This window comes from Streptomyces sp. NPDC091289, from assembly GCF_044757365.1.
Taxonomy (GTDB): domain Bacteria; phylum Actinomycetota; class Actinomycetes; order Streptomycetales; family Streptomycetaceae; genus Streptomyces.
In genome coordinates this window covers 98375-111685 of the sequence record NZ_JBIVUT010000022.1, presented here as the reverse complement: position 1 = coordinate 111685, position 13311 = coordinate 98375, and the positions used below count along the sequence as shown (strand labels likewise).

8 protein-coding genes are annotated in these 13311 nt (G+C 74.5%); 1 reads left to right on the top strand and 7 read right to left on the bottom strand.

Features of this window, described 5'->3' with window-relative positions:
- Positions 1 to 3: 3 nt before the first annotated feature.
- The 4 genes from ACIQPT_RS27725 to ACIQPT_RS27710 form a co-directional block, all read right to left on the bottom strand.
- Positions 4 to 1038, bottom strand: coding sequence for an ATP-binding cassette domain-containing protein (locus ACIQPT_RS27725; RefSeq protein WP_401159642.1), 1035 nt, complete (start codon positions 1036 to 1038; stop codon positions 4 to 6).
- Positions 1035 to 3911 (bottom strand): ABC transporter permease, encoded by a 2877-nt coding sequence (locus ACIQPT_RS27720; protein WP_401159639.1) that lies wholly within the window; start codon positions 3909 to 3911, stop codon positions 1035 to 1037. The genes ACIQPT_RS27725 and ACIQPT_RS27720 overlap by 4 nt, the downstream gene beginning before the upstream one ends.
- Before the next feature lies 1 nt (position 3912).
- Positions 3913 to 7203 carry an FtsX-like permease family protein gene (locus tag ACIQPT_RS27715; protein WP_401159636.1) on the bottom strand — a complete coding sequence of 1097 codons (3291 nt, stop codon included), beginning with the start codon at positions 7201 to 7203 and terminating at the stop codon, positions 3913 to 3915.
- A 226-nt stretch (positions 7204 to 7429) separates the two neighbouring features.
- A complete protein-coding gene (locus ACIQPT_RS27710; protein WP_006124491.1) occupies positions 7430 to 7834 on the bottom strand; it encodes a globin in 405 nt (134 codons plus the stop codon).
- A 122-nt stretch (positions 7835 to 7956) separates the two neighbouring features.
- On the opposite strand from ACIQPT_RS27710, the gene ACIQPT_RS27705 reads away from it, so the two are divergent.
- Positions 7957 to 8958 carry a methyltransferase domain-containing protein gene (locus ACIQPT_RS27705; RefSeq protein ID WP_401159632.1) on the top strand — a complete coding sequence of 334 codons (1002 nt, stop codon included), beginning with the start codon at positions 7957 to 7959 and terminating at the stop codon, positions 8956 to 8958.
- A 24-nt stretch (positions 8959 to 8982) separates the two neighbouring features.
- Here the strand turns inward: ACIQPT_RS27705 and ACIQPT_RS27700 are convergent, their stop codons facing one another.
- The 3 genes from ACIQPT_RS27700 to ACIQPT_RS27690 all read right to left on the bottom strand — a co-directional run bounded on the left by ACIQPT_RS27700 (position 8983) and on the right by ACIQPT_RS27690 (position 13310).
- The gene (locus ACIQPT_RS27700; RefSeq protein ID WP_401159629.1) at positions 8983 to 10416 is read right to left on the bottom strand and encodes an FHA domain-containing protein; all 1434 of its coding nucleotides are present in this window, start codon (positions 10414 to 10416) and stop codon (positions 8983 to 8985) included.
- Between the two features lie 97 nt (positions 10417 to 10513).
- The gene (locus ACIQPT_RS27695; protein ID WP_401159626.1) at positions 10514 to 11878 is read right to left on the bottom strand and encodes a VWA domain-containing protein; all 1365 of its coding nucleotides are present in this window, start codon (positions 11876 to 11878) and stop codon (positions 10514 to 10516) included.
- 19 nt (positions 11879 to 11897) lie between these two features.
- Positions 11898 to 13310 carry a PP2C family protein-serine/threonine phosphatase gene (locus ACIQPT_RS27690; RefSeq protein WP_401159624.1) on the bottom strand — a complete coding sequence of 471 codons (1413 nt, stop codon included), beginning with the start codon at positions 13308 to 13310 and terminating at the stop codon, positions 11898 to 11900.
- Position 13311: the final 1 nt, after the last annotated feature.

The following is a 13311-nucleotide window of genomic DNA, read 5'->3' as shown; positions in this document are numbered from 1 at the left end:
CCGCTACTTCTCCCGCGCGTCCGGCTGCTCCGGCGCGTTCTCGGGGGCGCTCTCCGGCGTCCCGTGCGCGTCCGGCCAGACGCCGATGTGGTCCTGCTCCAGCTCCAGCAGCACCCGGTGTTCCATGCCCAGCGCCTGCGTGTAGTCCGCGGGCAACTGGAGCCGTCCCGCCCGGTCGAGCATCGCGTACTCCCGGGCCACCTGCGACTCCTGGCCCGTCGCCGCGTCCACCTCCGTGCGGCGCAGCACCTCGGAGGACGTACGGCCGTCGCGGATGGCGACCGTACGCCGCACCTCGTTCGCGACCGCCTGGTCATGGGTGACGATCACGATCGAGGTGCCCAACTCCTCGTTGGCCCGCCGGAACGCGGCGAAGACCTGCTCCCCGGTCGCCGAGTCCAGCTCACCGGTCGGCTCGTCCGCGAGCAGTACGGACGGGGAGTTGGCGAGCGCCACCGCGATGGCCACCCGCTGCTGCTGCCCGCCGGACAACTGCTGGGGCCGCCGGTCGCGGCAGTCCGCGATGTCGAGCATGGCGAGCAACGACTCGGCGCGGGCGGCCCGTTCGCGCTTGCTGCCGCCGCCGCGCAACTGCATGGGCAGGGTGATGTTCTGGATCGCGGTGAGATACGGGAGCAGATTGCGGGCGGTCTGCTGCCAGACGAACCCGACCACGTCCCGGCGGTAGCGCAGCCGTTCCTTCGGGCCCATCGACAGCAGATCGCAGCCCGCGACCTTCGCCGAGCCCGCCGTCGGCACGTCCAGGCCCGCCAGGATGTTCATCAGCGTCGACTTGCCGCTGCCCGACGCCCCCACCAGGGCCATCAACTCGCCCTCGGTGACCAGCAGATCGAGGCCCTGGAGGGCCTGCACCTCCACCCCGTCCGTGGTGAAGATCCGCACCACCCGGTCGCAGGCGATCAGCGCGTCGTGCCCGTAGGAAGGGCGGTCCCGGTGGGCCGCGGCCCGCTGTTCCAGCTCCGCCAGCGTCGTCTCGGCGGCCCCTGCGGTACCGGTGGTCTCGGTGGACGAGGTCATCGGGAGTCTCCTGCCCTGAGTTCGGTGATCGATCCGCGGCGGCTCGCCCACCACGCCTGCACGCCCGCGACCGCCGCGGCGAGTGCCACGACCCCGGCGGCCGGCAGCCCCAGCGACCAGAGGTCGGTGCGCAGCGCGACGGGGCCCGTGTCCGATCCCTCGACGCCCGCGAGCGCCAGCGGGACCAGATCGACGCCGGGGGAGAGCAGGGCGATGGTCGCCCAGCCGGTGAACAGCCCGCCGCCCGCCGCCAGCAGCGCCTGCGGCGTCGCCTCGAAGGCCAGCAGCCGCCTGCCCTGCGCGGTGGTGAGCCCCATCGTGCGCAGCCGTGCCAGCAGCGTCTTGCGCTCCGGCGCGGTCTGGAGCAGCGACAGCAGGACGGCCAGCAGCGCGTATCCGGCGCCCGCCGCGACGGCCGCGAGGTAGATCCGCTCGGCCCCCGCCTGCATCGGGGTGTTCACATACCGTGCGCGCTCCTCGGAACGCAGCTGTACGACGAACTTCTTGCCGTTCTCGTCGGCCGCCGCGCGTATCTTCCCGGGGTCCGGTGCACCGGCGAGGAGCAGCGTGGTGGGCGCCTTCTGCTCCAGCGAAGCGGCGTTCACGATCAGGAAGTTGGTGGGGGAGACCGCGGCGGCGCGCGCGGTGGTCCCCACGACCTGGACCTGGAAGTCCCCGGACAGCGTCCTGATCGCGTGCGGTTCCTTGCCCAGCCGGGCCGCCACCGCCGGGGAGGCGATGGCCGGCAGGATCCGCTCGGGCCCGGCCTTCGCGCCCTCGGGCAGCGGGGCCGAGGAGCCGGTGGCCTTCAGCCGGGCGGCCGGGAAGGCCGGCAGACCGTGGGTACGGGCCAGCCGGGCGTACGAGGCGGGCTCGACGCCCACCAGGGTCGCGGCGTCCGCGCCCTCCGCGTTGCCACCGCCCGCACCCGCACCCGTATCCGTATCCGTACCGGCGTCGTCCGGGCCGGGGTCTCGGGCACCGCCGTCACCGGCCACGGCCTCCGGCAACGCCACGCCGTACTCGACCCGTACCGGCGCCGCGTCCCGTACGCCGTCCAGGTCGCCCGCCGCGCGGACCAGCTTGTCGGGCAGCGTCGCCCGCTCGCTCATGCCGCTGATCCGGGCATCCGCACCGACGGTCGCCAGCGCCGCGTCGTCCCGTGCGTCCCCGATGCCGGCGATCACCGAGCCGCCGAACGCCGCCGTGGCCAGCGCCAGCAGCAGGGCCAGCAGCGGCAGCGCCCCGCCGGCCGAGGAACGGCCGGCGCGCGCCAGCGAGAGGAAGCCGATCGCCCCGCGCAGCCGGGCCATGGGCCGCGCGGCGAGCCGCAGCGGCAGCGGGTAGAGCCGGACCAGGACCAGCGCCGCGATCAGCGCGACCAGCACGGGCGCGGCGCTGACCAGCAGGTCGGTGCCGCCCCCGGCCGACGTACCGCGACGGCGCAGCGCCGTCACCGCGCCGACCGCCAGCACGAGCAGGGTCAGTTCGGCGACGGTCCGCCGCCGCGAGGGCCGGGCGCTCACCATGTCCTCGCGCGCACCGTGCAGCGTGGGCCGGATGTGCTGGAGCGTCGTCCGTACGGGAAGGGCGAGGCACACCAGGAGGCCGACGCCGGCCGCGGCCAGCGCTCCCGGCCACCACCGGCCCTCGCCCACGAGCAGCACCGCGAGAAGCAGTCCGAGCGCGCTCGCGGGCAGCACGGTCACCGCGGTCTCCGCGAGCAGCCGGCCGCCGATGCCGCGCAGCGAGCCGCCGCGCGAGCGCATCAGCGCCAGTTCGGCGCGGCGGCGGGCAGCGATCAGGGCGCTGGTCATCAGCAGGACGACGGCGGCCACGGAGCCGATACCGAGGGCGGCGACCGCGATCACGGGACTGATCGCGTCGCGCATCCGCGCGTTGGACTCCACGATGTGGCCGAGGCCGGTGGAGACCATCGCGGTGTCCCCGGCGATCCCCCGTACCTTCAGCAGCCCCGGGCCGCTCTCCAGGGAGTTGATGACGGACGTCAGCCGGGCGCCGTCGGGGCCGGTCAGCCGGGTGGGGTCGGGCGGTATCCGCCAGAAGAGGGCAGGCTCGGCGGCCGTGCTCAGCAGCACCGGACCGGCATCCTCGGCCAGCAGGACGGTGCCGGTCCAGAAGTGCACCGGCAAGGGGTCGGTGGGGTCCGGGACCAGCGACGGGGTGCGCAGCAGCGGATCGGTGGACCAGTAGCTGCCCTGCGGGTCACGCGGAGCCACGATGCCGGTGATCGTCACCGTGATGGGTTCCTGGGCCGCGGTGAGCAGGGTGATGGTCGCGCCGACCTTCACCTTCAGCTCGGCCGCCGTCTCCTCGGTGACCGCGCCCTGCACCGCACGGGAGTCCGCCGTCACCCCGCCAGGAGCCGCCGGCCAGGCGCCCGAGGCCAGCGTGGCGTGGTCCTTCAGCCCCGACTGCGCCACATACGTGAGCCGCGGAGGCACCGCCTCGGGTCTCGCCAGCCAGGGCTCGGTCGCGACGGCCGGCTTCGTGGTGCGCACGCCGAACGCGACCGACGAGGCGTCGGCGTGCAGCGGTGCGGGCAGGGCCTTCAGGAGCGCCGTGCCGACCCGCGTCAGCTCGGGGCTCCGCGCCTCGGCCTCCCGCTGGTCCTGCGGCAGTTCGAGACCGGGCTGCGGGCGGGCGATCTCCACGGTGCTGCGGCCCGCGTCCGCCGTCAGGATGTCGTGGCGCAGCCCCTTCGTCTCGTACGCGTCCACGGCCCGCGGGAACGCCGCGGCGAGGAACGCCGTCACCAGCACCAGCACCGCGAGGGCCGCCGCCGCACCGGGCGCGGTACGCAGCCGGGTACGGATCCACGGGGCGGAGGCCGCCCGATTGTTGTGACGCATATCAGTGGTCCCCCTGGTGGCGCAGCGTGACCGCCGGGTCCCCGCGGCGGAGCGCCATCGTCGCGACGATCATGAGCGGCAGGGCGGCGACCCCGGCCAGCAGCGCCGCGACCTGCCCGGCGGGCAGCTCGACCAGCACCGGCGGAACCGGCCGCTCCGCCTGCCCGGTCAGCACGATCAGCGGGACGACGGCCCGGGTCAGCACGGTGCCGATGCCGAGCCCGATCAGCAGGGCGAGAGCGATCAGCACCCCCTGTTCGGCGGCGATCATGCGGGCCAGCTGGCGGCGCGGAGCGCCGAGCGCCCGCAACACGCCGAGCTCGGCCGACCGTTCGCGCCGGGACCCCGAGGCGCTGACCGCGAAACCGACCGCCGCCAGCGCGGCGGCGACCACCGCGACGGCCCGCAGCGCCGACTGCGGTCCGGCCCCCAGCGGGTCGTCCACCAGCTGCTGGGCGGCCTCCGCGCGGACCAGCACCTGGGCCGGGTCGGTGTCCGGCAGGGCGCGCAGGGCGGCGGCCGCGTTCGCCGCGTCGCCCGGGGCGGTGCCCAGCCACCATTCGGTGGCCTCGATCGTGGCGGTCGGCCGGTGGGCCAGGACCTCGGTGACGGCCCTGAGATCCAGCAGCAGCGCGCCGCCGCTCGCCGCCGTGTCCGCGGCGCCGGACAGTCCGGGGGTCCCGGTGGTGGGCAGCCGGCGCACCGACTCGGCCAGGGTCACCCGGATGGTGTTCCCGGCCAGGGTGAGGTCGATCTCGTCGCCCAGCTTCGCGTTCGTGCTCTTCAGATAGGCGTCCGTGGCGACCGCCTTGACCGTCGTGGGCTTCGGCCGGGCGGCGGTGATCCGCAGGAGGCCGTTGGTCTGCTCCCAGGTGTCCTCGCTGTTCACCCCGGTGTTGTACGTGAAGTCCGGCAGGGCCGACGTTCCGTTGCGGACCGGCGGTTTGCCCGGCCGGTCCTCACCGAACTCGGTGAGCGTCATGGACGCGTCCCAGCGCACCGATCCCGTCGCCCGCACGGGGAGTTCGGAGCCGGAGCCGGTGACCACCCGTACGTCGCTCACCGAGACCCGGCGCTGCTGCGCGTAGTTGTACGGCGCTTCGCCGTCCACCTCGATGCCGGTCACGGCCAGACCACCCGCCGCCGACACCGGCACGGACACCGCGACCGGGCGGCCGTCCAGGGGCACGGGACCGGCCAGGGCCCGGTAGGGGAGTCCGTAGCGGTCCTCCAGGAGCACGGTGACCACCGGTGGCGCCGTCTCCGTGTCCGGGACGGCCCCGGAGCCCTTCGACGGCACCGTGGCGATCCGCACGTCCAACTTCAGCCGGGTGCTGTCCTTCGGGAGGACCAGCCCGGGGCGCGGGGCCCGCTCCGGGGCGATGGCCTCGAACATCCGGCGCGGGCTCTCGTCGGTGAGGTCGGAGCGCATCAGCATCCGCTCGTCCGCGTGGGCCGTGTCCAGAGCGAGGACCTCGGCCATGCGTCCGCCGGAGACCTCCACGTCCGCCCGGTAGGCGGGGGCCGCCTGCCGCACCCCCTCCAGGGTGCTGTAGGCGCCGGCCGTCGCCGCACCGCTCCCGTGCCCGCCCACGAGCCGGACCGAGGCGCCGGAGCCGAAGTCGGCCTGGTCGGACTGCGAGCGGTTCCAGGAGGCGCTCTGCCCGATCGCCAGCATGCCCATCGCGACCGACAGGACCAGCAGCAGCACCGGCCCCGCGCCGCGCAACGGGCGGCGGCTGAACTGCCAGCCCGCCAGGGCCGCGGGCAGCCCCCGGCCCTTGGCCGCACGCCGTTCGGCGAGCTTCGCGGCGGGCGGCAGCAGGCGCAGCGTGAGGACCGTTCCGGCGAGCAGCGCCAGCGCGGGGGCCGTGACCAACAGGGGGTCGACCCCGAGCTTGCCCGCCTGGTCGCCGCTGAGCGCCCCGCTGCCGGACTGCCGGTCCAGCTGCCAGTACGCCACCGCCGCGATCAGGAGCAGCCCGAGGTCCGCGCCCGCCCGCACCGGGCCGGGCAGCGACGCGGCCCGGGACCCGCGCCCGCTCGCCCCGGCCGTCAGCGACGGGGCCACCACCGCCAGGGCGCAGGCCAGCGCGACGGCCGCCGAGACCAGCCACACGGTGCCGGTCGAGGCCTGTCCGACCTCCAGCCCGATCCGGGACAGGGCGCTGCGCTCGGCCAGCAGCCCGGTCAGCGGCCCCGCGAGCAGCGGGGCGATCACCGCGGCGGGCACCGCGAGCAACAGCGCCTCGATCGCGGCGAACGAGGTGATCCGGCCCCGGGAACCGCCCCGGGCCCGCAGCAGTTCGCGCTCGCCGTCCCGCTCGCTGTTCAGCAGCCGGGCCACGAGCAGCAGGGCGTACGCGGCGAGCAGCACCAGCTGCACCGCGACGATCATCAGCGTGGAACGGGAGACCAGCAGCGCCCGGTCGAGCTGGTCGAGCACGGTGGGCAGCGACGTCCGCGCGGTGACGCCGGACGCGAACACCGGTGCGGCCGTCAGGGCCTTCGGGGCCTTCGCCGACGCGTCGCGCAGCCCCTCCATGGAGCCGGTGGTCAGCGTGGCGAAGTCGGCGGCCGCCAGCCAGGACGTCTCCCCCTTGCCGAGCGCACCGGAGGCGAGGACCGAGGGGTCGGTGAGCAGGGGACCGTACGTCGTGAAGGCGAGCTTGCGCACCCCGCGCCCGCCGAGCGGGTCCAGCTGCCAGTACGGGTCCGAGCGGTCGGCGGCCTCGAAGACGCCGACGACCAGGACCTGCTGCTTCTTGTCGCGCAGCCGGTCGGTGACGGTGAGCCGGGCGCCCGGTTTCAGCTTCAGCGCCTCGGCGACGACGACGGGCAGCGCGACCTGGACGGGTCCGGCGCCGTCGGGGGCCGCGGGCGCCTTGCCGTGGGTGATCCGCACCCGGTCCGGGTCGAGGGCGGCGAAGTGGGTGAGGTCCGGATCGCCGCGCCGGGCGGCCGGGTCCTGGAGGCTCCGCGGCAGCGCGTACGACCCCGAGCTCTCCAGCTTCCCCACCGTCACGGGCAGCCCGTCGAAGGCGTCGCGGGCGGCGTCGCGGACGGCCTCGTCGGCCTCCGCGCGCTGTTCGTGGCCGACCGAGGAGGAGACGACGAGGGCGGCGGAGGCGGCCGACCCGTGGGTGAGTGTGTGGCGCAGGGCCGCGTCGCCCACGGAACCGGAGAACGCGGTGAGCGCGGCCAGGACGGATGTGGTCAGCAGGACGGCGAGGACGGCAGCGGAGAGCAGAAGGCGATGAGCCCTCACTCGCAGAAGGACGAAACCCGTCACCTGATCCCCCAGCCCCGGAAACACCGCATGCGCACGCCCCCCGACGTACCGGCGATGCTTTCAGAGCCACAGGGTTCTGGTAACCGCTTGCAGCTCCACCTTGATGCGATCGTGATCGTTATGCGGAGGCGGAGCGTCGGATTCCGGAGTTATCCGGTCACGGATCGCTCACTTGTCACTCACAGGTGACCATCGGTGCCCGGACGTGATCAGTGCCCGGACGTGATCAGTCCGCGGTGTTGACCATCGAGGCGGCGGCGTACGTCAGGTAGTCCCACAACTGCCGCTCGTGCTCGGGCGCGAGCCCCAGCTCGTCCAGCGCGACCCGCATATGGGAGAGCCAGGCGTCATGGGCCGCCCGGTCCACCCGGAACGGCGCGTGCCGCATCCGCAGCCGCGGATGGCCGCGGTGGTCGCTGTAGGTGCGCGGACCGCCCCAGTACTGCATCAGGAACAGCGCGAACCGCTCCTCGGCCGGGCCCAGGTCCTCCTCCGGATACATCGGCCGCAGCAGCTCGTCGCCCGCCACGCCCTCGTAGAAGCGGTGGACCAGGCGTCGGAAGGTCGCCTCGCCGCCGACCTGCTCGTAGAAGGTCTGCTCCTGAAGCGTGTCGCGCGGAATCTCAGTCACCCGTCCATGGTCGCAGACGCACCGGCCGAGGACAGGGGTCCTAGGACCAAGGACGGGGGCCCGGGCCGATCGCCTCCGGCCCGCCGCTCGCCCGCGCGGCCCCGGCGCAGGACAGTGGAGACATGGGTGCACACCGGCAAGGCTCCTCCCCGCCCGCCCCCGACGCCGAGGCCGACGCGGCGCGGGATGCCCTCGTGCGGGAGATCGCCGCGCGGGGCACGTTCACCGACCCCGCCTGGCGCACGGCCTTCGCCGAGGTGCCCCGCCATCTGTTCGTGCCGTTCTACTACGTGCACGGAATCCGGGGCTACGAGCGACTCTGGGGCGAGGACCCCGACCCGGAGCGGCGCGCGCGCTGGCTGCGCGGCGTGTACACGGACGGGCCGTTGGCCACCCGCCTCAAGGACGGCGAACTCGTCTCGTCCTCCAGCCAGCCGTCCCTGATGGCCCTGATGCTCGACGCCCTCGACGTACGGGACGGGGACACGGTCCTGGAGATCGGCACCGGCCCCGGCTACAACGCGGCGCTGCTCGCCCACCGGCTCGGCGACTCCGCCGTGACCAGCGTCGATCTGGACCCGGAGATCACGGAGTCGGCCCGCGCCCACCTCGCCGCGGCCGGCTACCGCCCGACGGTGATCACCGGCGACGGGGCCCGGGGCTGCCCGCAGCGAGCCCCGTACGACCGGATCATCGCGACCTGCACCCTGCCGTCCGTACCGGGGGCCTGGCCGGAACAGTGCCGTCCGGGGGCGCGGATCCTCGCGCCCCTCGCCACCGGCCTGGTCTCGCTCCAGGTCCGTGCGACGGCGCACGGACCGCGCGCCGAGGGGCACTTCCTGCACACCCCCGCGTACTTCGTGCCCCTGCGCGGGGCGCTCCCGGGGCCCGGCGGCCTTCCGCACCTCGGCGGGCTGCCGCGCCGGGTGGCGGGGGACGATCTCTTCCGCTTTCTGCTGACCCTGACCGCGGGCACTCTCGATCCGCACGAGGCCCTCTCCCTCTGGGAGCGCGAGGAGCGCCCGCAGCGGGAGAGGTACGGCATCACGGTGGGCCAGGGCCGGCAGTGGGCCTGGCTCGACGACCCGCAGGGCCCGTACACCTGGCCACTCGCCGCCGGGTGAGTCGACGTGCCCGACGGCGTGGGCTCAGTCCCGGCGGACCGTGATCGTCGTCCACGCCCCGACGTGCACCTGGTCACCGTCCTGGAGCGGTACGGGGACATAGGGCTGGATCGGGTCCTCTGCGCCGTTCAGCGTGGTGCCGTTGGTGGAGTTCTGGTCGACGACCGCCCAGCCGCCGTCGGGCTGCTGCACCAGCACCGCGTGCTGGTGCGAGACGCCCGGGTCCTCCGGGGGCACCGACAGATCGACGTCGGGGGACTCGCCGGTGCTGTGCCGGCGGCGCCCGATGGTGATCTGGCTGCCGGTGAGCGGAAGCCGCTGCTCCGGGGAGTACGCGGGCAGGTTCAGCCCGGTCGCCTCGGGGCCGCTGCGCTGCATCATCGCGAGGAAGTACGCGCGGTCCGGGGCGATCACGGCGGTCCAGGAGGCGGACTGCTGGGGCCGGCCCTGGCCGGGAACCCCGCCGTGCTGCTGCTGACCCTGGTCGTACCCCTGGTCCTGGCTCTGGCCCTGGCCTTGCTGGGGGCCGTGACCTTGCTGGTTCTGCTGGCCCTGCTGGTCGTACCCCTGACCCTGCTGGCCCTGGCCCTGCTGGTCGTATCCCTGGCCCTGCGGCGGGCCCGGTCGCCGGAACTGCTGGGGCGGCGGCTGCTGCTGCGGCTGCTGGGCCTGTGAAGGCGGCGGCAGCATCCAGTCGTCGTCGCCGGCGGGCCCCGACGACTGCGGCGGCGCGGGCGGCGCCGACTGCTGCTGTTGCTGCGGCGCGAAGGGAGAGGCCTGCTGGGGCTCGAACGGCGACGGGCCGGACTGCTGCTGGAACGCGGGCGGCGGCGGGGGCCCCTGCTGGAACGACTGCGGAGGCCCACCCTGGCCGCCGTTCCCGCTCTGGCCACCGTTCCCGTGCGGACCGTTCTGCTCGGGGGCGAGCGGCTCGGCGGGGCGGTTCATCTGCGAGGGGCGCGAGCCCTGGTAGTCGAACGGGTCGCGCGCCTGGGGCGCACCGGGCGGACCGCCCTGCGCACCGGGACCAGGCTGTCCGCCGGGACCACCGGGGCCACTGGGGCCACCGGGGCTACCGGGACCGCCCTGTCCGCCAGGGCTCTGCGCCTGGAATCCGGGCGGCAGATTGAGGCCGGGCGGCGGGCCGCCGGGCGTGCCGTGCTGCGGGGCCAGCGGGGTGTACGAGGTCGCCGTGTTGGTGAGGAAGTTCCAGCGGCACTCCTCGCAGTACGGCGCCATCGCCTCACGCGGCGTACGGCACTGCGGGCAGAGCTCCGCCTGCATGGTGGGCCCGCCACTGTCGGAACCCTGCTGCGGGTAGCCGTAACCGGGCGCGGGCGGCGGAGGAGGCGGCGGGGGCACGGCACCCGCGGGCGCACCGCCGGTGGCCATGCGGTGTCCGCAGACCTCGCACCAGTCCTCGGAACCCGACTGGTGTCCGTTCGGGCAGGTCGGCATGTCGGCGCTTCCCCCTCTCCTCTTCCGGCCGCGGAGGCCGCATGCTGTCGATCGCGGCGCCATGTCCGCGAGGTGATCGAGTGGCGATCGTGTGGTGCTACTTCTTGACGCGAACGGTCTTGGTGGAGCGCGTTTCGAGGGTCATCTCGTCCGCTTCCGCGACCTTCGCCTTCAGTCGCACAGTACCTGTCGCGGCATCGACGACGTCGACCACCTTCGAAAGCAGTTTCGCAGTGTCCTGGTTCCCGGACGCCGACGCCAGCTGCACCGCACGGCCCAGCTTCGCCGTCGCGCCGTCGAAGTCGCCCGACTTGCGTGCGTCCAGGCCCTCCTGGATGACGTGTGCCAGTTCCGCCTGACCGGTGTAGTGCGCGACCTGCGGATTGATCGAGGTCGACGCCACCATGTCGTCCGTCCACACGGCCCGCACGAGCCCCTGCGACAGGGTCTGCGGGCTGCCCGCGCCCGAGGGGTCGGGCAGGATCAGCGAGACCCGGGCGGCCAGCATCTCCTGGCCGATCCCGGCCTCCGGGACCAGCACGCACACGTGGTAGTCGCGGGACTCGTCGCCCCAGGAACCGGTCGGGTAGTCCCCGGCCCGGGGGTTCGCCTCCGTGCGCCGTCCGGTCAGGTCCGCGACCGTCGGCGCGACCTGCTTCACGAAGCGGATCTCCACTCCCACCGGGGTCCAGAGCCGCAGCGCCACGTCCGCGACCTCCTTGCCCATGGCGTTCTCCATCATCCGCGTGAAGTCCGCGGCCAGGCCCGCCGGGTCGGCGACGATGTCGGCCGTGCCGAGGAGGGCGGCGGCGATGCCGGTGACCTCCTTCACCTCCCAGTCGGTGCCCACCCCGCGGGCGTCGCAGGTGAACCGGCCGGCGCAGGCGTCCAGGGCCGCCCGCAGATCCTCGGGCGCCTCGTGCTCGTTACGCCCGTCGGTCAGCAGGATGCCGTGCCGGATGGACACGTCGGCCGCGCCCAGCAGCCGGTCGGCCAGCCGCAGCCAGGTGCCGATGGCGGTGCCCCCGCCCGCGCTCAGCTTCCGCAGCGCGTCCTTGGCCCGGTCCTTCGTCTGCGCGTCGGCGACCGCGAGCCGCCCGTTGCCCGGATAGACGTCCTTGGCCACATGCGTCCCGGCGACCACCGCGAATCGGGTGCCCTCGCGCAAGGTGTCGATGGCCGCCGCCGTCGCGTCCCGCGCGTTGCGCATCTTCGTCGGCGGGTAGTCCATCGAGCCGGAACAGTCGACCATCAGCACCACGGCCGCGTCGGCCGACTGCCCCGGCCCGTACCCGGGCGTCGGCGCCGCCGAGTCCGCCAGCGGTATCCCGCCGGTGGTGCCGCCGCCGGTCGAGGTGACGGTGACGATCGCGTTGACCTCACGGCCGCCCTCGGGCAGGAACTCGTTCTGGTACACCTCGACGGAGAACTGCGGCACGTTCGACTTGGAGAAGTTGGCCATCTGGTCGGCTCCTTGAGGGTTAAACGGTTTCGCAGGCCGATCCTGCCCCTTGCGGCCGTACGGCGAACGGCAGAAGCGCCACTGTTACGTTGTCGTGGCCCCCGCCGTCGAGTGCGTGTCCGACGAGCACCTGGGCCCCGTGCAGCGGACGTTCCTGGGCGTCGGCCGGGACGGCGGCGGCCATCTCCTCGACGGATTCCGCGTAGTTCCACAGGCCGTCCGTGCACACGACCACCAGACCCGGCCGGTCCGGCTTGAACGCGGCGGTGTGCGGCTCCAGTTCGTACGCGTCGGCGCCGAGCCACCCGGTGATGGCGTGGGCGCGCTCGTCCGCGTACGCCTCCGCCTCGTTCATCAGGCCGGCCGCCACCATCTGCGCGGCCCAGGAGTCGTCCTCGGTGAGCCGGGCGGTCGGCTGGGTCCGGTCCTCGGGCACCCAGTAGACCCGGCTGTCGCCGACCCAGCCGACGACCAGCAGGCCGCCCGCCATGATCGCGCCGACCAGGGTGCACGCCGGGGCGTTCTGATGGCGGTGCGCGTCGTGCTCCATCGCCCCGGCCGGTTCCTGCGCCAGGGCGTTGACCGCCTCGGACGCGGCGACGATCGCCTCGTGCATCGCCGTCTGCGGATGCGTACCGCGCGGCAGGGACTCCAGCAGCGCCTCGTTGGCGGCGCTCGCGGCCGCCGCCGACGCCTCGTCGGGCCGGCTCGCCGATGAGACGCCGTCGCAGACGATCGCGACGACGGCGGGCGAACCGTCGGGCAGCGCGGTCGAGGACACCGCGAAGGAGTCCTCGTTGCGGTGGTGGCGCAGGCCCCGGTCGCTGACGGCGGCCACCGCGTCCAGCTCCTGCTCCATGTGGTCGCGCTCACGGGGCTGGGCGTGCCCGCAGTTCTCGCAGTAGCCGTCGGGGTCCACCCGGCCGGAGCGGCAGGCCACACAGACCTTCGCCCCAGGAGCGGGAGCGGCGGCGGCCGCGGCGGTGTGCTCCGCCGTACGGGGATCGGGCGCGGCCAGCGCGAAGTCACCGGAGTCCGCCGCGCCGTCCGGAGCCGCCCGGTCGTCGTGGCGTACCGGAACGGACCCGGCCGTCGGCCCGCCCACCGGCCCCGGCCCGCCCACCGGCTCCTGACCGTGTTCCGGCTCCGCCAGCGGCCTGCCGCCCGAGTCCGTCCCCGGCAGATCCGCCGGATGGTGCACGGGCGCGGGCACATCCGAACTGTCGGTCTCCGCGGCGGCGGGCCACCGCACCGAGCCGTCCGCCGGGGCGGCCGGGGGCACGGTGATGGCCATCGTGGGCCGGTCGTCGGGGCGCGCCGGAACGGCCGAGAGGTCGTAGCCGCACACTCCGCAGAACAGGTCGCCCGCAGCCGGCGGCTCCTCGCAGCCGGGGCACCTCGACAGGGCGGGCTGCTGGTGGCTCTGTGACATC